18 protein-coding genes are annotated in these 21070 nt (G+C 66.9%); 6 read left to right on the top strand and 12 right to left on the bottom strand.

Features of this window, described 5'->3' with window-relative positions:
• The first annotated feature begins 35 nt into the window (after positions 1-35).
• A complete protein-coding gene (locus tag QRO93_RS05510; protein ID WP_180878169.1) occupies positions 36-1982 on the top strand; it encodes an EAL domain-containing protein in 1947 nt (648 codons plus the stop codon).
• Here the strand turns inward: QRO93_RS05510 and QRO93_RS05505 are convergent.
• Positions 1979-2590, bottom strand: a complete 612-nt coding sequence (locus tag QRO93_RS05505) for a TetR/AcrR family transcriptional regulator (RefSeq protein ID WP_053449559.1) — start codon at positions 2588-2590, stop codon at positions 1979-1981. The two genes, QRO93_RS05510 and QRO93_RS05505, sit on opposite strands and share 4 nt — an antisense overlap.
• A gap of 104 nt (positions 2591-2694) precedes the next feature.
• Between QRO93_RS05505 and QRO93_RS05500 the strand changes: the two genes are divergently transcribed.
• The 4 genes from QRO93_RS05500 to QRO93_RS05485 all read left to right on the top strand — a co-directional run bounded on the left by QRO93_RS05500 (position 2695) and on the right by QRO93_RS05485 (position 6169).
• Complete coding sequence (locus QRO93_RS05500; RefSeq protein ID WP_164086034.1) at positions 2695-3771, top strand: MBL fold metallo-hydrolase; 1077 nt, start codon at positions 2695-2697, stop codon at positions 3769-3771.
• Positions 3772-3994: 223 nt separating this feature from the next.
• The gene (locus QRO93_RS05495; protein WP_053449557.1) at positions 3995-4738 is read left to right on the top strand and encodes an SDR family oxidoreductase; all 744 of its coding nucleotides are present in this window, start codon (positions 3995-3997) and stop codon (positions 4736-4738) included.
• 16 nt (positions 4739-4754) lie between these two features.
• On the top strand, positions 4755-5252 hold the full coding sequence (locus QRO93_RS05490; RefSeq protein WP_049457237.1) for a DUF1097 domain-containing protein: 498 nt from the start codon (positions 4755-4757) through the stop codon (positions 5250-5252).
• Between the two features lie 23 nt (positions 5253-5275).
• On the top strand, positions 5276-6169 hold the full coding sequence (locus QRO93_RS05485) for an SDR family oxidoreductase (protein ID WP_180878170.1): 894 nt from the start codon (positions 5276-5278) through the stop codon (positions 6167-6169).
• A gap of 94 nt (positions 6170-6263) precedes the next feature.
• Here the strand turns inward: QRO93_RS05485 and QRO93_RS05480 are convergent, their stop codons facing one another.
• Positions 6264-6761: an AlpA family transcriptional regulator gene (locus QRO93_RS05480; RefSeq protein ID WP_180878171.1), complete on the bottom strand. Its 498-nt coding sequence runs from the start codon at positions 6759-6761 to the stop codon at positions 6264-6266.
• Positions 6762-6794: 33 nt separating this feature from the next.
• Positions 6795-7037: a hypothetical protein gene (locus QRO93_RS05475; protein WP_006435629.1), complete on the bottom strand. Its 243-nt coding sequence runs from the start codon at positions 7035-7037 to the stop codon at positions 6795-6797.
• A 221-nt stretch (positions 7038-7258) separates the two neighbouring features.
• Between QRO93_RS05475 and QRO93_RS05470 the strand changes: the two genes are divergently transcribed.
• Entirely contained in the window at positions 7259-10375 is a 3117-nt protein-coding gene (locus QRO93_RS05470) for a discoidin domain-containing protein (protein WP_180878172.1), read from the top strand.
• 88 nt (positions 10376-10463) lie between these two features.
• On the opposite strand, the gene QRO93_RS05465 is transcribed toward QRO93_RS05470, so the two are convergent.
• From QRO93_RS05465 to QRO93_RS05425, 9 genes are all read right to left on the bottom strand, one after another.
• Positions 10464-11438 carry an ABC transporter substrate-binding protein gene (locus tag QRO93_RS05465; protein ID WP_180878173.1) on the bottom strand — a complete coding sequence of 325 codons (975 nt, stop codon included), beginning with the start codon at positions 11436-11438 and terminating at the stop codon, positions 10464-10466.
• A gap of 16 nt (positions 11439-11454) precedes the next feature.
• Positions 11455-13206 (bottom strand): amino acid ABC transporter permease/ATP-binding protein, encoded by a 1752-nt coding sequence (locus tag QRO93_RS05460; RefSeq protein WP_180878174.1) that lies wholly within the window; start codon positions 13204-13206, stop codon positions 11455-11457.
• Positions 13203-13754 carry a GNAT family N-acetyltransferase gene (locus QRO93_RS05455; RefSeq protein ID WP_180878175.1) on the bottom strand — a complete coding sequence of 184 codons (552 nt, stop codon included), beginning with the start codon at positions 13752-13754 and terminating at the stop codon, positions 13203-13205. Before QRO93_RS05455 ends, QRO93_RS05460 begins: the two co-directional genes overlap by 4 nt.
• On the bottom strand, positions 13751-14971 hold the full coding sequence (locus QRO93_RS05450) for a M20 aminoacylase family protein (protein WP_180878176.1): 1221 nt from the start codon (positions 14969-14971) through the stop codon (positions 13751-13753). Before QRO93_RS05450 ends, QRO93_RS05455 begins: the two co-directional genes overlap by 4 nt.
• Before the next feature lie 4 nt (positions 14972-14975).
• Positions 14976-16319 carry an LLM class flavin-dependent oxidoreductase gene (locus QRO93_RS05445; RefSeq protein ID WP_180878177.1) on the bottom strand — a complete coding sequence of 448 codons (1344 nt, stop codon included), beginning with the start codon at positions 16317-16319 and terminating at the stop codon, positions 14976-14978.
• Positions 16320-16337: 18 nt separating this feature from the next.
• Complete coding sequence (locus QRO93_RS05440) at positions 16338-17315, bottom strand: LLM class flavin-dependent oxidoreductase (protein WP_180878178.1); 978 nt, start codon at positions 17313-17315, stop codon at positions 16338-16340.
• Between the two features lie 14 nt (positions 17316-17329).
• Entirely contained in the window at positions 17330-17692 is a 363-nt protein-coding gene (locus QRO93_RS05435; RefSeq protein WP_049457245.1) for a DUF3088 family protein, read from the bottom strand.
• A 156-nt stretch (positions 17693-17848) separates the two neighbouring features.
• Complete coding sequence (msuE, locus tag QRO93_RS05430; protein WP_180878179.1) at positions 17849-18430, bottom strand: FMN reductase; 582 nt, start codon at positions 18428-18430, stop codon at positions 17849-17851.
• An 87-nt stretch (positions 18431-18517) separates the two neighbouring features.
• On the bottom strand, positions 18518-21070 hold a 2553-nt coding region (locus QRO93_RS05425), incomplete at its 5' end, for a TonB-dependent receptor (RefSeq protein ID WP_285303990.1).

Here is a 21070-nt window from a genome sequence, read left to right as displayed (position 1 = left end):
CCTCACTGGCCGTCGGTCACAGGCGGGAACCTGCTATGGATGCGCTTTCACGGGTTACGGCCCAGGTCCTGGACAGTGCCCTGCCCAGCCTGCCGCTGTACCTGCTGCAGGCCACCGCCGTCATCGGCATGATCGGCGTGCTGCTGATCGCCACCCGCCGCGCCGGCCATGCCATCGAAGGGCGCCGCCTGTATGTGGGCGTGGCGCTGGGCCTGATCTACCTGTTCAACTCCTGGTTCGTGGCCCGCTATACCCAGGGCGTGGTCAAGCTCCACCTCGGCTTCGACATCCTGCTGGTCAGCGGCCTGCTCGGTGGCTGGCGCGGTGGGCTGGCCTGCCTGGCCGCCAGCCTGCTGGCCCGCTACCAGTTCTCCGGCACCCAGTTCTTCCTGCCCGCGGCCCTTGAATCCCTGCTGCAGATGCTGGCCGGCATCTGGCTGCGCAGGCGCCTGCACCCGCGCATGCTCAACGAACTCTCGCTGCCCATGATCCTGCAGGCCTGGGGCGTGCGCATCGGCGTGACCGCGCTGGGCCTGGCCCTCGGCGTGGCGATCATCGGCGCCGATCAGCTGCCGGTAACAGAACTGGCGATCCAGCGCCTGCTGGCACTGCCCGTGTCGCTGTTGATGCTGGGCGCCGTATTCGCACTGGTCTACAACGATGCGCAGATCGATGCCCAGCGCCAGCGCGAGCAGGCCTGGCTGCGCATCGACCCGATCAGCGGCCTGCCCAACATGCGCGCGCTCGGCGAACGCCTGCAGCACTATTGGCGCGACAACGACGGCATCGGTCATGCCTGCCTGATCGTCGCCGAGATGGGCAACCTGCGTGACCTGCGGCTGCGTTATGGGCCGCTGCAGGATAACGGACTGTGGCGGCGCGACAGCGGCGACGATGTGCACCGCCTGCTGCCATCACTGCCTGCGGACAGGCTGGAGATCTACCAGTTCGGTGATGCCGCGCTGGCGATCCTGGTCCAGGGCCTGTCGTTGCCGGAACTGCGCACGCAGCCCCGCATCACCGAACTGGCGTCCGGGCTGGCCGAGCGCATCAGCGAGGAGTGGCCAGGCTTCCGGCCGCTGGTCCGCTGCGCGGTGGTCGAACTGAAGCCGCCCGGAGACGCCGACGACGGGCACCTGCCCTTCCGCGCGATCACCCTGGCGTTGAGCGCGATCGAGTCGGGCGTCGTGTTCTTCGACGATCCGGTCCAGCGTGACAGCGAGATCGACGTGCTGATCGAAAGTGCACTGGAACGCTGGCTCCGCCACGGCGACGCGCCGTTGTGCTACCAGCCCAAGCATCGCCTGCAGGACCGGCGCCTGGTCGGTGCCGAAGCGTTGTTGCGCATGCGCGACGGCGAGGGCCGGATGATCACGCCGATGCGGGTGATCTCGCTGCTGCGCCGGCAGGGCCGCCTGGCCGACCTGGAATGGGCCACGCTGCAGTCGGCCATCCACTTCCTGCAGCAGTGCCGGGGTGACGGCCTGCAGCTGACCGTGGCGGTCAATGTCTCCGCCGAGTCGCTGCGCCTGCCCGGTTTCGGCCTGCGCCTGCAGGAACTGCTGCAGCTGCATGATGTGCCCGGGACGATGCTGCGGCTGGAAATCGTCGAGTGGACCGAGATCGTCGAACGCGATGTGGTCGATGCCAATATCGCGCAATTGCTGGCGGCCGGGGTGACCCTGTCATTGGACGATTTCGGTGCGGGCTACTCGACCCTGATTTTGCTCTCGCAGCTGGCCATCGCCGAGGTCAAGATCGAGCAGGCGTTGATCGCCACGTTGTCCGATGCCAAGTCACAGTCGATCGTGCGCTTCATCGTCGAAGTCGCGCATCGCTGCGGCGCGATCGTGGTAGCCGAAGGCACCGAGACCCTGGCACAGGAACAGCAACTGCGCGCACTGGGCGTGGATGTCGGCCAGGGCTATCTGTATTCGGCAGCGCTACCGGCGGACGAATTCCGTCGTTTCGCCGCCAGCTAGATCGCGTAGTAGCCCAGGAACATCGCCACCGCCGACTCGGCCACGCGCGCGCGCTCCTCGGCGTTCAACGGTGCCTGCCCCATCGTTACCTGCGGCCAGAACGCAAAGCTCTTCACCAGGCCGTGCAGCTGGTGCCCGGCAAATTCCGGATCGACCGCGCGCAGTCGTCCATCGGCAATCGCCGCGCGGATCCATGCACTCTCGCCGCTTTCCTTCTCGCCCATGCGGCAGACGATCGCCTGCGCGCGCTCCGGCGAATGGATGATCTCGGCCATCGCCACCCGCGCCAGATCGATGAAGTTGGCGTCGCTGAGCAGCTCCAGCTTCTGCCCCACAAGCTGCAGCAGCTGTGCCGGCAGCGGCTGGTCGGCGCGGTACGGCAGCGTGTCGCTGGCCACGCTGCGCTCCCACAGCTCCTCCAGGATCATCGAGAACAACGCTTCCTTGCTGGGGAAGTGGTTGTAGACGGTGCGTTTGGAGACCCCGGCCGCTTCGGCGATGCGGTCCATGCTGGTGGCCTCGTACCCCGATGCACGGAACTCCTCCACCGCCGCGCGCACGATGGCGTCGCGTTTGCGGTCGGTCAGGCGTTGCGGGGCACGTGGCATGGCAGGGACCAGTCAGCTGAACGGATGCGCACATTTTACACCAGCCAGTGTACTTTTGAAAAACACGAAACTACACTGTGCAGTGTACCCAGCGGACGTCACCCATGAAGCGCCTGCTCCTTGTCCTTTTGCTTGGAATCCTCGCCGTGACCGCCTACACCTTCTGCAAGTCCTGGTCCCTCCCCGACTTCCCCGATTCGCCGCAGTACCGCGACGGCAAGTTCCGCAACGCCCTGCCGCGGCCGGCAATGGGCCTGCGCGACGGCGCGGAGATCTGGTGGACGTTCCTGTTCAACAAGCCCAAGGGCACGGTGCCGGCGCACCCCATTCCGGTGCTGCCGCTGGACCGCGCCCGCCTCGACGCCGCGCCCGACCGCAGCCTGTTCCGGCTGGGTCACTCGACGATCCTGCTGAAGCTGCGCGGCCAGTACTGGCTGACCGACCCGGTGTTCTCCGAACGCGCCTCCCCGGTGCAGTGGATGGGCCCGGCGCGCTTCCACGCACCCCCGATCAGCATCGACGAACTGCCGCCGATCGCCGGCGTGATCCTCTCGCACAACCACTACGACCATCTCGACCACGCCGCGGTGATGCAGCTGGCCGGCAAGACCGCGCGTTTCATTGCGCCGCTGGGGGTGGGCGACCAGCTCATCGCCTGGGGCGTGGATCCCGCCAAGGTGGAACAGCTGGACTGGTGGCAGTCGACCGAAGCCAGCGGCCTGCGCCTGACCGCCACCCCGGGCCAGCACTTTTCCGGCCGTGGGCTGGGCGACAGCGATCGCAGCCTGTGGGCGTCGTGGGTGATCCAGGATGGTGACTTCCGCATCTTCTTCAGTGGCGACACCGGCTACTTCGATGGCTTCAAGGCCATCGGCGAGAAGTACGGCCCGTTCGACCTCACCATGATCGAAACCGGCGCGTATGACCCGCGCTGGGCGTTCGTGCACATGCAACCGGAGCAGACCCTGCAGGCGCACCTGGACCTGCGCGGCAAGTGGCTGCTGCCCATCCACAACGGAACCTTCGACCTGGCCCTGCATGCCTGGCAGCAACCGTTCGAGCGCATCACCGCCCTGGCGAAGGCAAACAGCGTGCCGGTCGCCACGCCGATGATGGGCGAAGCGCTGGACATGCAGGCGCCGAACGCCGGCACGCGCTGGTGGGAGCAGGTGCAGTTGTAGCCAGCGATCGCGCCCTGCCTGGAACCCTCTGCCGCACCCGCCTCGCGCGGGTGTTGCAGCAGGCACAGCCGCCCCTGGCGGCCTGGACGGGGACCTGCAGCGGGTCGGCGACCTGATTGTTCGGCTGCCCGGATGATATTGCCGGATCAAGGGGGATTATCCGCCCCGCAATCACGTCCAGGATGACCGTGCGCCATGTGGGTGCGCCTTCCTGGATCTGAACATGAACATCGCTTCCTCAACCCCCGTTGCCCTTGTCACCGGCGGCTCGCGCGGCATTGGCGCCGCCATCTCCCGCCGCCTGGCCGCCGATGGCTTTGCGGTGGCCATCAACTACGCCGGTCGCCACCAAGAAGCCGAAGCACTGGCCACCGAGTTGATGGCCAAGGGGGGCCAGGCCATCGCGCTTCAGGCCGATGTCGCCAACCCGCAGTCCGTGCAGTCCCTGTTCGATGCGATCGAGGCACGCTTCGGCGGTGTCGATGTGGTCGTGAACAGTGCCGGGGTACTGGAACTCGCTTCGCTGGCCGAGAGCGAAGACACCCTGTTCGACCGCCTCATCGCCATCAACCTGAAGGGCGCATTCAATGTGCTGCGCGAGAGCGCACGACGGGTTCGCGATGGCGGCCGCATCGTCACCCTGTCCACCAGCGTGGTCGGATTCAAGCTCGAGCGCTACGGCGTCTATGCCGCAAGCAAGGCGGCGGTGGAAACCATGAGCGCCATCCTCAGCAAGGAACTGCGCGGCCGCGGCATCACCGTGAACGCCGTCGCACCGGGGCCGACGGCAACGAGCCTGTTCCTGGAAGGCAAGTCAGCCGAACTGATCGACCGGCTTGCAAAGATGAGCCCGCTTGAACGCCTCGGCACCCCGGATGACATCGCCGCGGCTGTGGCCTTTCTGGCCGGTGCCGACGGCGGGTGGATAAACGGTCAGGTTCTGCGTGCCAACGGCGGCGCGGTCTGAACCACGGAGAGACGCCATGAATCCGATCCCCGTTTCCCGCAGTGCCTACGCCCTTGTCACGGTGACTGCGGCGCTCACCGCGGCCTTCGCCGCAGCCGGGGCGCTGCATGCCGGCTGGCCGGTGTGGACGATGTTCATCGGTTGGATTGCCTTTTTCACGCGACTGCAGGGCACGCGCTCCACGATCGAAAACCTGGCCTGCGTCTGGTTCGGGCTGGGCATCGGCGCATTGGCAACACTTGCAGTGGGCCTGCTCTCTCCTTCACTGGGTCCCTCGCTGGCCGTGCCCGTCGTTGTACTGGTCGTAGCGCTGTGCGTGGTCGCCCTGCGTGGCCTGCCGGTATTGAACAACCTGCTGGGGTACTTCCTCGGACTGGTCAGCTGGTTCGCGGCCCACCTTGAGCCCTCGCTGGCCCATCTCTCCGAACTGGCCGCGGCCAGCGCCCTCGGTTCACTGGCCGCCTGGACCGCGCACACCGTGCCGCAGCGCCTGTTGGCCCGCGCCCGGCCATGACCCTTTCTTCTTCCGGAGCTCCCATGTCACACACTATCCTCATCACCGGCGCATCCTCCGGCTTCGGCCTGATGACCGCCAAGGCACTGGCCCTTGCCGGCCACGTCGTCTACGCCTCGATGCGCGAAACACGCGGGCGCAATGCAACCCGCGTGGCCGACATCGCACAGTGGGCAGACGCGCATCACGCCGACCTTCGTAGCGTCGAACTGGACGTACAGTCGGACGCGTCCAGCCAGGCGGCGGTCGAACAGGTGCTGGCCGACGCAGGCGCGCTCGACGTCATCGTGCATAACGCCGGGCACATGGTGTTCGGACCGGCTGAAGCATTCACCCCGGAACAGCTGATGCAGCAGTACGACGTCAATGTGCTGGGCACACAGCGGGTGAACCGCGCCGCGCTTCCGCACCTGCGCCGCCGTGGCAACGGCCTGCTCGTCTGGATCGGCTCGTCCTCCACACGCGGTGGCACTCCTCCGTTCCTTGCGCCCTACTTCGCCGCCAAGGCCGCAATGGATGCACTGGCCGTGTCCTATTCAACCGAACTGTCGCGGTGGGGCATCGAGACCACCATCATGGTGCCGGGTGCATTCACCAAGGGCACCAACCATTTCCTGCATTCGGGCACACCCGCCGATACCGCCATCGCGGCCGACTATGAGAACGGTCCCTACGCCGGTGTCGCCGACCAGGCACTGAAGGGCCTGGCAGGGTTGGAGCCTGCAGATGCCGATCCCGAGGAGGTCGCGCGGCAGATCGTGCGGGTGGTGGGCCTGCCACACGGACATCGGCCGTTCCGGGTACATGTAGACCCCTCACAGGACGGCGCCGAAGTGGTCAATGCCGTTGCCGATCGCATGCGACGCGAAATGTACGCCTCCATCGGTCTTGCAGACCTGCTCTCGCCACGAGGCTGAGCCGGGAAAATCAATGCACCTGCGGGGCGCCTTCGGGCGCCCTTTCTGCAGGACCCCAGCGCGCGGGTGACAGCGCTGATCCGGCAGCCTGGCACTAAGCCTTCGGCTGCAACCTGCGCCTTTCCCGGGCCAGATTCAACTGCAATGCGGCCGCGGCCAGTTCGGCCATTTCCGTGGTGACCTTCTCGCTGCCACGCGCGCGCAACCAACCCAGAATGTCGGCCAGGTGCCAGATGGAGGTTGAGCCGTCATGCACCGGGGACGGAAACGACTGCGGGTTGGCCAGCATCAGCTTCCGCATGTTCTGTCGCGACATCCCGAGCAGATCTGCCACATCCGTAAGCCCCACCAGATCCGGGCTCACCTCCACCAGTTCGGCACCCGGCACGGCCCGCTGCACGTCATCCACGGCCGAGCACAGCGCGACCACCGCGCTGTCGGCGTCACGGCAGAAGGCCAGCGCCATCCTTCCCGGCAAGCCACTGCCCAGAAGCGCGTCGTCACACCCCGCCTCTACCAGCCGCCGCTCAAGCTCTCCGACGTCATCGCAACGTTCGGGCAAGCGGTACTTCAGGGTGAAATTGAATTCCATCATCTGCCACCTCGCTTCCATCGAAGCCTGATTTCATTGCTCACGACTGCAGTTCTCGACCACGCGGCGCAAGGCGCGCGCATGGTTGCCAGGACTGCGCGGCGTGCTCCAGATGCTCACGACACAGAATTCTCCGCATCGGCAGTCGGTGTCGTTGTAAGGGCAATACATCCGGCCCCACGCGTGGCTCCCACCTACACGGAGACTCCAGCCTCGAGCTTCCGCGAACCGCAGCACCGATTCGATGTCCTTGTCGGGATGACGAGCACGAGACATTCCTTGTTCTCCCCAGTCTGCACATGACAGGCCCGGGTTGTCAAATGACAACCCGGACACTCAACCTTGAGCAATGACCCTAGGCGATCCTGGCCACGCGTCCAGAGCCACATCCGTCAGCGCTCGCTGCATCGCCTACCGCAGCGCGTCATGTAAACGATTACAACCCTTGCTAGCGTAGCGCTCGCCCGATCCCGGCCGAACCTGCGAGGTTGTCTGTAATGGCATTTCGCGTTGAACGCTCCACGGTCCTGAAGCTGCCCTCCTCTTTCCGTCCCACCGCAGCCCTGCTGTTTGTCGGGCTGGCATTTTCCGCGCAGGCCCAGAACCTGCCGGCCCGCGACCAGTGGCGGGCAAGTGCTTCATCGCAGCAGGTCCCGGCCATGGCCATCAGCCACCTGATCGACAACGATCCGAGCACGGTGACCGGCGGCGCGTTCAGTCCCGGCCACTGGTTCCAGATCGACCTCGGCGCGCCGGCCACGCTCGCTGGCGTGCGCCTGACCTGGGATGTCTCCAATCCCGAGGGCTACACGTTGCAGACCTCGCTGGACGGGGCGCAGTGGCAGACCGCCTACACCATGGGCGATTCACTCGGCGGCGTCGAAACGCTGTACTTCGCGCCACGCCAGGCCCGCTACCTGCGCCTGGCCAGTCCGCAGCGCACCTCCGACTGGGGCGTGTCGATCTTCGAAATGGAACCGCTCGACACGTCGCTCAGCGCGCGTGTGGTGGGACTCGATGCCACGCAGTCCGCAGTGCTGTGGCAAGGCGGCAGTGCGGTAGCCATTCCCGCTGGCAAGGGCGGTGTCCATACGCTCGACATCACCTTGCCACGCCCGCAGCCGAGCACCGGGCTGGCGGTGGACTGGGCCAGCGCGCACGGTGCCGCAGTCTTGCAGGCCCAGGATGGCAAAGGGCGCTGGCACGAGCTGGCAAAGGATGCGCAGGCCGCGACCCGGCAGCAGAGCTGGCTCGCCGCCAGCGCGCCGCTCGACATCCACGCACTACGGTTGACGGTGCACGGCGACGCTCCGAAGATCGCCCGCATCCGCCTGCTGGGCCCGAAGGCGGTGATGACGCCGATGAAGCGTTACCAGATTGCCGCCAGCGGTGCGCAACGTGCCTTGTTCCCCGCCTCGCTGCAGATGCAGCAGACCTACTGGACCGCTGTGGGCGTGCACGCGGGCCGGCAGAAATCCATCTTCGACGAGTACGGCAACCTCGAAGCCTTCAAGGGTGCACCGCTGGTGCAGCCGATCTGGCGCAATGCCGACGGGAACGCTGCAGGTGCGGCGGGGCAGACGGTGCAGCATGCCCTGCGCGATGGCTGGAAGCCGATGCCGTCGGCCACCTGGGCGCCGCAGCCCGGACTGGAGCTGCGCAGCGAGGCCTTCGCCATCGAGCGCGACGGGCAGCCGGTCACCCTGCTTCGCCACCGGCTGCACAACAGCGGCACGACCACGATCAACGGCACGCTGACCCTGGTTGTACGCCCGATGCAGATGAACCCGCCGTGGCAGAACGGTGGCCTGTCGCCCATCCGCGATGTGTCCGTCGAACGTCAGGCGGTGCGCGTCAATGGCCGCACCCTGCTGCATTCACTCACCCCGGTGACGGCGTCGGGCGCCGCGCCCTTCGGTGCGGAAGGTGCAACGGAAATCACTGCCGCCATCGCCGCCGGCACGCTGCCCAGTACGCAACAGGCACGGGATGACCAGGGGCTTGCCGCCGCGGCCCTCAGCTATCGTGTTTCGCTGCCGCCCGGGGCCAGCGATGCCGTTGTGGTCGCCTTCCCGTTGGGGACCGCCGCCGCCGATGCCAACGGCGCGCTGCCGGACGCTCCGCCGCTCGATCTGTCCTCGCTACCACACGGGGCCGATCCTGCGTTCGATGCGCTGGCCGCGCAGGCCTCGGCGGATTGGCAGGCACGGCTGGGCCAGGTGGGGCTGCGCCTGCCCGATCCCTCGCTGGTCGACATGCTGCGCGCGCAGGCCGCCTACATGCTGATCAACCAGACCGGGCCGGCCATGCAACCGGGGCCACGCAACTACAACCGTTCCTTCATCCGCGACGGCATGGCCACGTCGGCGGTGCTGCTGCGCATGGGCGAAGCCAAGGTCGCGCGCGACTACCTGGCGTGGTACAGCGAGCACGGCGTGCACGCCAACGGGCTGGTTTCGCCGATCCTCAACGACGATGGCAGCGTCAACACCGGTTTTGGTTCGGACATCGAGTACGACAGCCAGGGTCAATACGTGGCGCTGGTTGCCGATGTCGCCCGGCTCGATGGCGGGCCAGAGTCGGTGCGTGCGTACCTGCCGAAAGTGAAAGCGGCGCTGCGCTTCCTGCAGGAACTACGCGAGCGCACGCTGGTAGCGGGTTACATGGCCGGCCAGCCGGCGCCGGAACGCTTCGCGGGCATCCTTGCGCCATCGATCAGTCATGAGGGCTACCCCTCGCCCACCCACAGCTACTGGGATGACTACTGGGGCCTGAAGGGCTGGCACGATGGCGCGTGGCTGGCCGACGCACTGGGCGATCACGAAACCGCGATGTGGGCGCGCCAGCAGTACAAGGCCCTGTACGACGCGCTGCACGCCTCGATCCGGGCGACGATGGCGTGGAAGGGCATCGACTTCATCCCGTCCTCGGCGGATCTGGGCGATGGCGATCCCACGGGCGTATCGATCGCCCTGGACCCGACCGGCGCGCAGAGCGTGTTGCCTGCCGATGCATTGCGGACCACCTTCGCCCGCTATCTGGAGGACGTGCGCAAGCGCAACCAGCCCGGTGCGCTGTATGCCTACACGCCCTATGAGATCCGCAATGTACTGAGCTACGTGCACCTGGGCCAGCCCGAGGCCGCCGACGAACTGCTGCAGGGACTGCTGCATGACCGGCGCCCGCTGGAATGGCAGGTGCTGGCCGAGGTCGTGCATTCGCGGCTGCGTTTCCCGCGCTATCTGGGTGACATGCCACACACCTGGATTGGCGCCGAGTACGGCCGCACGCTGTTCGGCATGCTGATGCGCGAAGACGATGACGCGCTGTCATTGCTGCCTGGCACTCCGCCGTCATGGGTGGCCGGCGATGGGTTGGCGGTGGAACGGCTGCCCACTGCGTATGGCACTTTGCAGATGCAGGCGCGGCAGCGCGACGGCGCGCTGGTGGTCACGCTGGGCGACGGACTGCGCAACGGCACGGCGGTGAAGGTCTGGTGGCCGGAGCGCACGATACCGAAATTGGTGCGTGTGGATGGGCGGCCAGTTGCCGACTTCGATGCCGAGGGCGTGCGCCTGGCGAAGCCGTTCCGGACGCTGGAAGCGCGTTGGTAGAGTCGAGCTTGCTCGACTGCACTTCGCCGCCCCCTACCCCAGTAGAGCAGGCTCGACGCTACAGGGCCGCGCCGGGCCACGCCCGGCGTCAGAGTGCAGGCAACCCCGGCGGGTTCGTCTGCGACTGCGGCACCGCTTCCTCGGCCACGTTCCAGCGCGCCAGCGCCTGCGCATACGTGCCGCTGCCGATCTGGGTGTTCAGCGCCTGCGTCACTGCGTCGGCAAGGCCGCTGCCCTTGCGCGTGGTCACCGAGATCGCCGCAGCATTTGGCCAGCCACCGGGGAACAGGCCCACGCGCCGCACCTTGCCGTCGCGCGCCGAATAGGCGCCGGTGGCATTGGGTTCGAACGAGACGTCGGCACGGCCGGTGATCACCGCAAGCCGCCCCACCACCGCATCATCGAAGTACTGGTATTCCACCGGCTTCAGCCCGGCGGCGATGTTCTGCTGGTCCCACTGCCGCAGGATCTGGTCCTGGTTGGTGGCAGCACCGACCACCACCTTCAACCCGGCCACATCGGCAGGCTTTTCGATCTTCCGGATCGGCCCATCGCTGCGCGTATAGATGCCCAGCAGGTCGTAGCGGTAACTGGAGAAATCGAACTTCTTCTTGCGCTCCTCGGTGACCGTCACGTTCGACAGCACCGCATCGTACTTGCCCGATTCCAGCCCCAGCGGCCAGTCAGCCCAGGCCACCGGCACGATCACCAGCTTCAGGCCCAATGCATCGGCAATCAGCCGCGCGATGTCCGGCTCGATGCCGACCACCTCCTTGCTGTCGGCACCATAGTCGGCCAGTGGCAGCTGCCCCGGGTGGGTGGCCACGGTGAACGTGCCGGGCGTGACGAAGCGGTAGCCAGCGGGAATCAACGCCTGCGCCTTCGGATCGAGCGTGCCTTTCAGCACGGCGGTGTTCGCGCCGGCCAGGCTGGCCGCGGCCACATTGCCAGCATCTGGTGCCTGGCGCACGCGCGAATAGACGATGCCAGCGATGCCGATGACCAGCACGCCCACGATCAACAGGGTGCTGCGCGAAGGCCGACGCGGTGCTGCAGGGCTCATGGCGTTCCTTTCAGGGTTACGGAGTCTTGGCCAGGAAATCGGCGGTGCGTTGCTGGCGCGGGCGCTGGAGCAGGGCGTCGGGCGTGCCCTGCTCGATCACCCGCCCCTGGTCCATCATCACCACGTGGTCGGCCACGCGACGGGCGAAGCTCAACTCATGGGTGACGATCACCAGCGTGGTGCCGGAGCGGGCCAGTTCCTCGATCACGCTGAGCACCTCGGCCACCAGTTCCGGGTCCAGCGCCGAGGTCGGCTCGTCGAACAGCAGCACTTTCGGTTGCAGGGCCAGCGCGCGGGCAATCGCCACGCGCTGCTGCTGGCCGCCCGACAGTTGGCGCGGGAAGGCATCGGCCTTGTCGGCCAGGCCCACCCGCTCCAGCAGCGTGCGTGCCTGCTGTTCGGCCTCGGCACGCGACACGCCGCGCACGGCGATGGGCGCCTCGATGATGTTCTCCAGCGCGGTCAGGTGCGGGAACAGGTTGAAGCCCTGGAACACCATGCCCACCTCGGCGCGGCGGCGGCGGATCTCGCGCTCCGGCAGCTCGTACAGGGTGTCACCGTCACGGCGGTAGCCGATCAGCTGGCCGCCGACAGTCACGTAACCACTGTCGGCGCGTTCCAGGTGGTTGATCAGCCGCAGCAGCGTGGACTTGCCAGCGCCGGACGGGCCGATCAGCACGGTCACGCTGCCCGCGCGCAGGTCCAGGTTCACGTCATCCAGCACCGGCTGGCCGCCGAATACCTTGCCGACGCCATGCAGCGACACCGCCGCGCCCTCGCCCGCCTCGACCTGTGCTGCGATGCGCGGGCGGTTGATGGCACGCGGCGTGCCATCGTGCTGTGCACGCGTCGGCGACGAGACACGTGATACCGAGCGCTCGCGCTGCAGTTGGCCGCGCGCAAAGCGCTGCTCCACCCGTCGCTGCAGCAGCGACAGCACTGTCAGGATCACCAGGTACCAGACCGTGGCCACCATCAGCAACGGCACCACTTCCAGGTTGCGCCGGTAGATCACCTGCACGGTGTAGAACAGCTCCGGCAGCGCCAGCACGTAGACCACCGAGGTGCTCTTGGCCAGGCCGATCACATCGTTGAACGCCGCCGGCAGGATCGAGCGCATCGCCTGCGGCAGGATGATGCGGCGCACTTGGCGGCCACGCGGCAGGCCAAGTGCGGCTGCCGCCTCGTACTGGCCATGGTCCACCGACAGGATGCCACCGCGGATCACTTCGGCCGAGAATGCGGCCTGGTTCAACGTAAGGCCCAGCACCGCCGCCGTGAACACACCGATCAGCTGGGTGGTCGGGTACGAGAACAGGCTGATGCCGGTGAACGGCACACCCAGTTCGATGGTGCTGTACAGGTAGCCCAGGTTGTTCAGCAGCAACAACAGCACCAGCAGCGGGATCGAGCGGAACAGCCAGACGTAGCCCCACGACACCGCCGACAGCAGTGGCGAGCCGGAGACGCGCGCCAGCGCAAGCAGGGTGCCCAGCGCGAAGCCAAGGCCGGTACCCAGTGCGGTCAGCAGCAGCGTACGGCCCAGGCCTTCCAGCACCGGGCGCGCGAAGAACCACTCAGCGAAAGTGCCCCAGCCCCAGCGCGGATTGCCCAGCACCGATTGCAGGGCAATCAGGATCAACGCCAGCGCCAGCACCGTTCCGAACACCTGCAGTGGATGCCGGGCCGGCACGATCTTCAGCGCGGGTGCCGGTGCCTGTGCGGGGCGTGCGGCGATTCCATCCAGTGCAGTCGACGGCGTGCTCATGCGTGGGCTCCATGCAGCACAGCCTGCGTCTGCGCGACCCGCGACGCAGGCGCCTGCAGATATTTCTCGAACGGCAGATGCGCGATGGTTTCCGGATCCGCCTGCAGGTCGAACAGCGCGGTGTAGCCGTGGCTGAGGTACAGCCCGACCGCTTCGGGCTGGCGGAAGCCGGTGGTCAGGAACACCCGCCGATAACCCTGGCGCGCGGCCTGCTCTTCCAGTTCCTGCAGCACGCGCCGCGCGATGCCCTGGCGGCGTAATCCCGGCAGCGTCCAGATCCGCTTGAATTCGGCGGTGTCTGGATCGCGGTGCGGCATGAAGGCCCCCCCGGAGATCGCAACGCCGTCGCGCAGCAACAGTACGAACGCGCCTATCGGTGCGGCGAATGCCTGCGCGGGGTAGCGCTGCAGCTCCTCGCGGGCACTGCCGCCGATGCGTCGGCGAACATCCGCATAGCGGCTGTCGTACTCCTGTTCCAGGCCATCGAACAGGGGCCGCGCCAGCGGATCATCCACCGAGGTATAGAAGAAGCGTTCGTTGCTGCTCATGCCACGTCCTTCACCAGGTAGTCTTCGGCCAACCGCGCCCACAGGCTGGCGGCCGGCGCGATGGCGGCGTCGTTGAACACATAGCGCGGGCTGTGCAGCGGTGCGCTGTCGCCGTTGCCGACGAACACGAAACTTCCGGGGCGCGCCTGCAGCAGGAAGGCGAAGTCCTCGCTGGCCGTGCGCGGCGCGAAGCCGGGCACCACCTGTTCGGCGCCGAAGCCCGCTTCCGCCACGCCACGGATATAGGCGGTCTGCTGCGGATGGTTGATCACGCTGGGGAAGCCACGCGGGAACGCAATCTCGGCCCGCGCACCGAAGGCGGCGGCGGTCTGCTCGGCAATCTCGATGGTCCGGCGGCGCAGGGTGTCGCGCACCTCGGGCAGATAGGCGCGTACGGTCAACGTCAGTTCGACCACGTCCGGAATCACATTGGCGGCCTGCCCGCCATGGATCGAGCCGACCGTGACCACGCCCATCTGCCGTGGATCGACATTGCGCGATACCACGCTCTGCAGCGCGGTGATGATGTGCGCCGCCACCAGGATCGGATCGACACTGCCCTGCGGCTCGGCACCATGGCCGCCCTTGCCGATCACCTTCAGCCGCGCCCAGTCCACCGACGCCATCGCCGGACCGTCGACGAAGCCGAAGTGGCCCACGGGTACGCCCGGCCAGTTGTGCAGCCCATAGATTGCATCCACCGGGAAGCGCTCGAACAGGCCGTCGGCAATCATCTTCGACGCGCCCGAGCCGGTTTCCTCGGCCGGCTGGAATACCAGCTGCAGGGTGCCGTCGATACGGCCATGGTGAGCCAGGTAATGCGCGGCCGACAGCAGGATGGCGGTGTGGCCATCGTGGCCGCAGGCATGCATCAGGCCGTCGGTCTGGCTGGCATAGGCCAGTCCGGAATCCTCGTGGATCGGCAGTGCATCGATGTCGGCGCGCAGGCCGAGGCGACGGCTGCCCTGCCCGCGCTGCAGCGTGCCGACCACGCCGGTGCCGCCCAGGCCGGTGGTGACCTCATAGCCCCACTGCTGCAGCAGCTCGGCTACGCGGGCACTGGTGCGGTGTTCCTCGAAGGCCAGCTCCGGGTGCCGGTGCAGGTCGTGGCGGATCGCGATGGCCGCGTCGGCGCGTGCCGCGATTTCAGGCAGTACGCCAGTCGTTGGGGAACTCCGCCGGGCATGCCCCGGCGCTACCGCGTTTTCTCCGCTCATCGCCCTACCCTGCCTTCCGCGCCGGTTCGGTATCGCTTGTATGGCGGCTGGCCTTGTATGGCAGGCCCAGATGTTCACGTAGGGTCTGCCCCTCCAGCTCGCGCTGGTGATAGCCGCGCGCCTGCAGGATCGGCAGCACCTGGGTCACGAAATCGTCCAGGCCTTCGCGCTGTGCAGCGAAACCGAGAATGAAGCCGTCACTGGCACCGGCATCGAACCAGCGGATCAGTTCATCGGCCACATGCTCCGGCGTGCCGATGAAGTTTGGCCGCGGGCTCACGGCTTCCAATGCCACCTGGCGCAGGCTCAGGCCCTTTTCGCGCGCGTCCTGCTTGATGCGGTCGGTGGTGGAACGGAACGAATTGCTGCCGATCCCGCCCAGTTCCGGGAACGGCGCATCCGGGTCGTACTGGCTGAAATCATGGTGGTCGAAGAAGCGGCCGAGATAAGCCAGCGCGTCCTCAAGCGTGGCCAGCGCGGCAATCGCCTGGTACTTGGCTTCGGCCTCCTCGGCAGTATGGCCGACGATCGGGCCGATGCCCGGGAAGATCTTCACGTCATTGCCGCTGCGGCCGTGGGCGATCGCCGAATTTTTCACCTTCTGGGTGAATGCCCGGGTTTCTTCCAGCGACGGCGAATGGGTGAACACCGCATCGGCATACTTGCCGGCCAGCGCGATGCCATCATCGGACGAGCCAGCCTGGAAGATCACCGGCTGGCCCTGCGGCGAACGCTGGATGTTGAGCGGCCCTTCCACCTGGAAGAAGCGGCCCTTGTGGTCGAGCCGACGGAACGTGTCCGGCGCGAAGAACGTGCCAGTGTCGCGCTCGCGCACGAAGGCACCGTCATCCCACGAATCCCACAGCCCCTGCACCACCTCCAGGTACTCGTCGGCAATCTGGTAGCGCAGCGCATGTTCGGGGTGTGGCCGCCCGTAGTTGCGCCCCGAACCTTCCAGCGGCGAGGTCACCACATTCCAGCCGGCGCGACCGCCGCTGAGCAGGTCCAGCGAAGCAAACTGGCGCGCCACGGTGAACGGATCGCTGTAGGAGGTCGACAGTGTGCCGGCAAGCCCGATCTTCTTCGTTGCCGTGGCCAGCGCCGACAGCAGCGAGATCGGCTCGAAGCGGTTGAGGAAGTGCGGGATCGACTTCTCGTTGATGTACAGCCCGTCGGCGACGAAGCCGAAGGCGATGCCGTTGTCCTCGGCGGTACGCGCGATGTCGATGTAGAACTGCAGGTTGACGCTGGCGTCGGCCGGATTGGACGGATGCTTCCAGGCATGCATGTGGCTGCCGGGGCCCTGCAGCATGATGCCGAACGGAATGTGGCGCGGGGTCGTGCTCATGGGAATCGCTCCTGCAGGTCAGGCTACCGCCGCGCGTGGCGCGGGCGACAGCAGCTCAAGGGAAGTCAGGCGTGCGTCGAGGTCGGCCACCGGCGCGTCGAGGATGAACTCGCCCACGCCGAAACGCCGGTGCAGCGCGTCCAGTTCGTCTCGCACATGCTGCGCATCGCCGGACAGCACGCTCGGGCGGGTTTCTTCGATGCGGAAGTCGGCCACGCCTACCTGGCGCGCGTACTCAGCGGCGGCTTCCGGACTGGGCAGATTCACCGTCTGCCCGGGACCGAGGTGCAGCTTGTAGACCCGTAGCGCACCGATATGGCGCGTGGCAGCCTCGGTGGTCGGCGCAGCGAAAGCCACCGTGGCCAGCAGCGGTGGTTGCGTCGACGCACTTCGGTAAGCCTCAAAGGCCGCCTCGATATGCTTTGGATCACCGTCGAAGTGCGCGGCGTAGACAAAACGCCACCCGAGTTCGGCCGCCTGCTTCGCACTCTGCGGGCTGGCCCCCAGCAGGAAGCGTTCGGGTGCCTGCTGCGGAAGCGGCCGGGCCAGTGCATCAGCCTCGGCGCCGGACAGATAGCCTTCCAGATCGCGCAGCTGCTGGTCGAAATCGGCGAAGGCCGGTCGTCCTGCCGCCAGCGCGGCGGTCGACGCGGGCAACCCACCGGGCGCCTTGCCCACGCCCAGATCCACCCGCCCCGGCGCCAGCGCCGACAGCAGGTTGAAGTTCTCGGCCACCTTGTACGGTGCGTAATGGCGCAGCATCACGCCACCACTGCCGATGCGGATGCGCCGGGTCTGCGCCAGTACCCACGCCGCCAGCACTTCCGGAGCAGGGCTGGCCAGCGTGGGTGCGGCATGGTGCTCGGCAAACCAGTAGCGGTGGTAACCCAGCTGCTCGGCGCGCTGCGCCAGCTGCAGGCTGTAGCGAAGCGCCTGCTCGGGCGACGCACCTTCGGCCACCGGGCTCTTGTCCAACACGCTGATCAGGTAGCTCATCGTCGCGTCCTCGCTCAGGGGTGGGCCACGGGAATGCCAAGCAACCCGTTCAGCGCCGCCAGGATCGGTTCGGCACCGGAGATGTACTGGCGGTCCTGGTGCGCACCGCTGGCAAGCTCACTGCGCACGCCCTGCGGCAATACCAGCTTCGGCAACGACTGATCCTGTTCACCGATCTCGGCGATCACCTCGCGGCGCGGCCGCGCGAAGCCGATGCGGCGCACGTCCAATTGCGCGTCCAGGCCGTCGATGCTCGACAGCGCACCTTCCAGCAACAGGCTGTGCCGGCAGAAGAAGCGCTGCCCGGGAATCTGGCCGTCCTCGAACTCACGGTCGAGCAGGAACAGGATGGGTTTGTCGGTTGCGTGCAGACTCACGGAGTCGTCCTCATCAGGGCCGGCAATGCAATGCCGATTCGATTTCGATGCTAGAGAAGCCAGCGCCGGCAACAGCGATGCCAGGCGACAATCGGCGGTCAGATCCGGCCACGCAGATGCGCCTTGGCCATAAGCAAAGCGCCGGCGGTTATGGCATCAGGCAATGCGCCGAAGCGGCACCGGCAGCACGCGAGCCTGCGTGGCCAGATGCCCGACCGCACGCTCAGCCGCCAGTGCAATGCGGGCCTGCAAGGCGGCGCTGTGGATGCGCTCAGCGTCGAAGTCGGCCGGCGTGGCATACACCCCGATCGGCAGCGTGTGCGCCTGCAGGAAGCTGAACAACGGCCGCAGCTGGTGGTCGATCACCAGTGCATGGCGCTCGCTGCCACCGGTTGCCGCCAGTAGTACCGGCGTATCCACCAATGCCTCCAGTTCGATGAAATCCACCAGGTGCTTGAACAGGCCGGGATACGAGCCGCGATACACCGGCGCGGCCACCACCAGCAGTTCGGCGCCCTCGATCGCCTGCAGTGCCTGTTCCACTTCCGGCTGCGCCTCGGCGCGCGACAGCGCCTGGCCTAGCGAACGCGCGATCGGCGCCAGCTCCACCAGGTCCACGTTGGCGTGCACCCGCTGCTGCAGCGATTCCAGCAGGTGCCGCACCAGCAGCAACGTACGCGACGTCGCGGAACTGGTCGGCGACCCGACCAAGGCAACCACCTTCAATGCAGAAGACATGAAACGCTCCCATGTAGAGCCGAGCCCTGCCCGGCTGCTTTCGCCGTTGTAGAGTCGAGCCATGCTCGACTGCCGTTGGCCTGAACCTCAGAACCGGTAATTGATCCGCCCGTACCAATACGCGCCGACATTGCCCAGCACATCGCCGCTATCCCACGTGGTCTCGATGCTGGCCACATCGGTGGCGCTGCGCGCGTACTCGGGCACCTTGCGGGTGCGCTTGTCGAACACGTTGTTGATGCCCATCGCCGCGCTCCAGCCCGCCCCCAGCTCCACGCCACCGGACAGGTTGGTCACCAGCACCGGCGGCTGCTTGTATTCCACGCCGTTGTTCAGCCGCTTGATCGGGCCGTAGTAGGTGAAGTCCACGTTCGAGCGCCAACGCCCGTTCTGCCAGCCCAGCCCTGCCACCTGCGTGTAGCTGGGCGTGCGGAAGCGCAGCGCGTACTCGCTGGTCCTGGTCAGCAGGTTGATGTTCGGCAGACCCTGCAGTGCCGCCGGAATGTCGCTGACCTTCTGGATGGTGGTGCGGCCGACGTTGGCCGCATAGCTCCAGCGCAGCTTGCCCCACGCCGTTTCCTGGTTGGCTTCCAGGGTCAGCTCGACGCCGCGCGTGCGGGTGTTGCCCACGTTGGTGAAGTAACTGGCGTAGAACGCATCACCGGGCAGGATGCTGATGCCGGCCGAGCCCAGCAGCGCATCGATGGTGTTCTTCTGCGCCGCGCTCAGCACCGTGCCGCTGTTGTCGGTCACCCGCGCCGGGTCCTGCGCGTTGTAGCCGATCTGGCTGGACTGGCCGAGCTGGCCGCGGATGTCGATCTGGTACGCATCCACTGCCAGATGGAACGCCGGGCTCGGGTCCCAGGTCACGCCCAGGCTGTAGTTGGTGGCCTTCTCCGGCTTCAGCGGCGTTGCGCCCAGCGCGATCGCTGCCGGCGAGGACACCTGCGCCACCAGCGTGGTGCCGCACGGGCAGCTGCCGGTGGCCTGGTAGAACTGCGCGCCCAGGCTGGGGGCATGGAAGCCGTTGCTGACCGTCGCGCGCAGGCCCAGTGCATCGGTGAAATCAAAGCGCGTGGTCAGGCGCCCGGTCGAGACACTGCCGAAATCCGAATGGTCTTCCCAGCGCGCGGCCGCATCCAGGTACCAGCGCGAAGTGATGTTGGTCGCCGCGCCCACATACACCGCCTTGCTGTTGCGCGTGGCCTTCACCGCATCGGCCGTGGAATAGCCGACGAACGCGGCGGCACCGAAGCCGGTATACGACTCCCACTGCCCAGCCCCACGCTCGTACTGCTCGTGCTGGTACTCGGCGCCCGCACTCACTTCCAGCGGCGATGCGAACGCCGCCACCTCGAAGCCACGGCGCAGATCGAGATTGGCGATGCCCTGCTGGTAGTCCAGCTTGCCGTCATAGAAATCGGTGGGCGAGCCCGGGTACGGCAGTGAGTAGTTCACCGAGTTGCGCGTGTAGGTGCGCACGGTGCTGCGGTTGCTGGTCAGGCTGGCGTCGTAGTCCCAGCCTGCGAGCTGGCCTTTCACGCCCGCCGTACCGGTGTACTGCTTCTCCTTGGTTTCCAGCACCGGCAGGAAGCCGTCCGGAAACACGCCCAGCACGCCCGGCGCCTTGTAGGTGGTGAAGATGGTCGCGGGCAGGCGGAAATTCTGGATCGCCTGCGCGGTGCGGTCGCTGGCGGTCGCGTTGGCATAGAACTGCGCATGCTCGCCCAGGCCATGGCCCACATTCACCGCGAACGCCTTCAACGCATACGACGGCGAACTGAGGATGGTGTTGGCCTCGGCATTGCGGCCCGCCTCGGCCGGGTTCGGCGAGGCTCCCGCCGGCAGCCGGTTATTGGGGCGCAGTGCCACCAGGTTGCCGTTCGCGTCTACCGCCGGGTAGCTCAGGTAGCCATCAATGTAGCGGCGGGTACGGATTGCATGATGCTGGCGCGTGCTCTCGCCGGACAGGTTGACGAAGCCATCGGCGCCCCACGGCAGGCCCACGTTGGCACGCACGCTGGTACGCGAGCCATCGCCATCGATGCTCTGCCCGCTTTCCACCGACAGATCGCCACCGTGCGCCTGCGATTTCAGGATCACGTTGACCACACCGGTGATCGCGTCCGAGCCGTAGATTGCCGAGGCGCCATCACGCAGCACTTCCACATGGTCGATGGCCGATACCGGAATCAACGCCAGATCGGCCCAGGCATGCCCGGGAAACCCACCACCGTTGGCCCCGCTCACATAGGCACTGGCATTGCGGCGTTTTCCATTCACCAGCACCAGCGTGTAGCCCGGCGACAGGTTGCGCAGCTGGTAGCCGCGGATCAGGCTCTCCTGATCGCTCTGGTAACCACCGATCTGGCTCAGCGACGGCAGCGCACGCTGCAACGCTTCCAGCAGGTTGCCCTGGCCGGTGGCGGTGAGGTCTTCGGCGGAGATCACATCGATCGGCGTGGAACTGTTCTTCACCGTGCGCGTGCTGGTACGCGAACCGGTCACCACCACGGCATCCAGCGTGGACGCGGCCACATTGGCGGTCGCTGCGGTGGTGGCGGGCTCGGCATCGGCTTCAGCGGCGTGGCTGGGCGAGACCGCCAGGGCCGCGGCGATCAGGACAGCAAGCGTGCTCAG

Source organism: Stenotrophomonas maltophilia group sp. Smal17 (assembly GCF_030237045.1).
Classification (GTDB): Bacteria; Pseudomonadota; Gammaproteobacteria; order Xanthomonadales; family Xanthomonadaceae; genus Stenotrophomonas; species Stenotrophomonas forensis.
Note: the sequence above shows the minus strand (reverse complement) of the source record. Positions and strands in the feature narration are given on the sequence as shown.

Bases quoted from the DNA above. Each gene is read 5' to 3' on its own strand.
- QRO93_RS05510 (WP_180878169.1), top strand. From the start codon at position 36: ATGGATGCGCTTTCACGGGTTACGGCCCAGGTCCTGGACAGTGCCCTG.
- QRO93_RS05505 (WP_053449559.1), bottom strand. From the start codon at position 2,590: ATGCCACGTGCCCCGCAACGCCTGACCGACCGCAAACGCGACGCCATC.
- QRO93_RS05500 (WP_164086034.1), top strand. From the start codon at position 2,695: ATGAAGCGCCTGCTCCTTGTCCTTTTGCTTGGAATCCTCGCCGTGACC.
- QRO93_RS05495 (WP_053449557.1), top strand. From the start codon at position 3,995: ATGAACATCGCTTCCTCAACCCCCGTTGCCCTTGTCACCGGCGGCTCG.
- QRO93_RS05490 (WP_049457237.1), top strand. From the start codon at position 4,755: ATGAATCCGATCCCCGTTTCCCGCAGTGCCTACGCCCTTGTCACGGTG.
- QRO93_RS05485 (WP_180878170.1), top strand. From the start codon at position 5,276: ATGTCACACACTATCCTCATCACCGGCGCATCCTCCGGCTTCGGCCTG.
- QRO93_RS05480 (WP_180878171.1), bottom strand. From the start codon at position 6,761: ATGGAATTCAATTTCACCCTGAAGTACCGCTTGCCCGAACGTTGCGAT.
- QRO93_RS05475 (WP_006435629.1), bottom strand. From the start codon at position 7,037: ATGTCTCGTGCTCGTCATCCCGACAAGGACATCGAATCGGTGCTGCGG.
- QRO93_RS05470 (WP_180878172.1), top strand. From the start codon at position 7,259: ATGGCATTTCGCGTTGAACGCTCCACGGTCCTGAAGCTGCCCTCCTCT.
- QRO93_RS05465 (WP_180878173.1), bottom strand. From the start codon at position 11,438: ATGAGCCCTGCAGCACCGCGTCGGCCTTCGCGCAGCACCCTGTTGATC.
- QRO93_RS05460 (WP_180878174.1), bottom strand. From the start codon at position 13,206: ATGAGCACGCCGTCGACTGCACTGGATGGAATCGCCGCACGCCCCGCA.
- QRO93_RS05455 (WP_180878175.1), bottom strand. From the start codon at position 13,754: ATGAGCAGCAACGAACGCTTCTTCTATACCTCGGTGGATGATCCGCTG.
- QRO93_RS05450 (WP_180878176.1), bottom strand. From the start codon at position 14,971: ATGAGCGGAGAAAACGCGGTAGCGCCGGGGCATGCCCGGCGGAGTTCC.
- QRO93_RS05445 (WP_180878177.1), bottom strand. From the start codon at position 16,319: ATGAGCACGACCCCGCGCCACATTCCGTTCGGCATCATGCTGCAGGGC.
- QRO93_RS05440 (WP_180878178.1), bottom strand. From the start codon at position 17,315: ATGAGCTACCTGATCAGCGTGTTGGACAAGAGCCCGGTGGCCGAAGGT.
- msuE (WP_180878179.1), bottom strand. From the start codon at position 18,430: ATGTCTTCTGCATTGAAGGTGGTTGCCTTGGTCGGGTCGCCGACCAGT.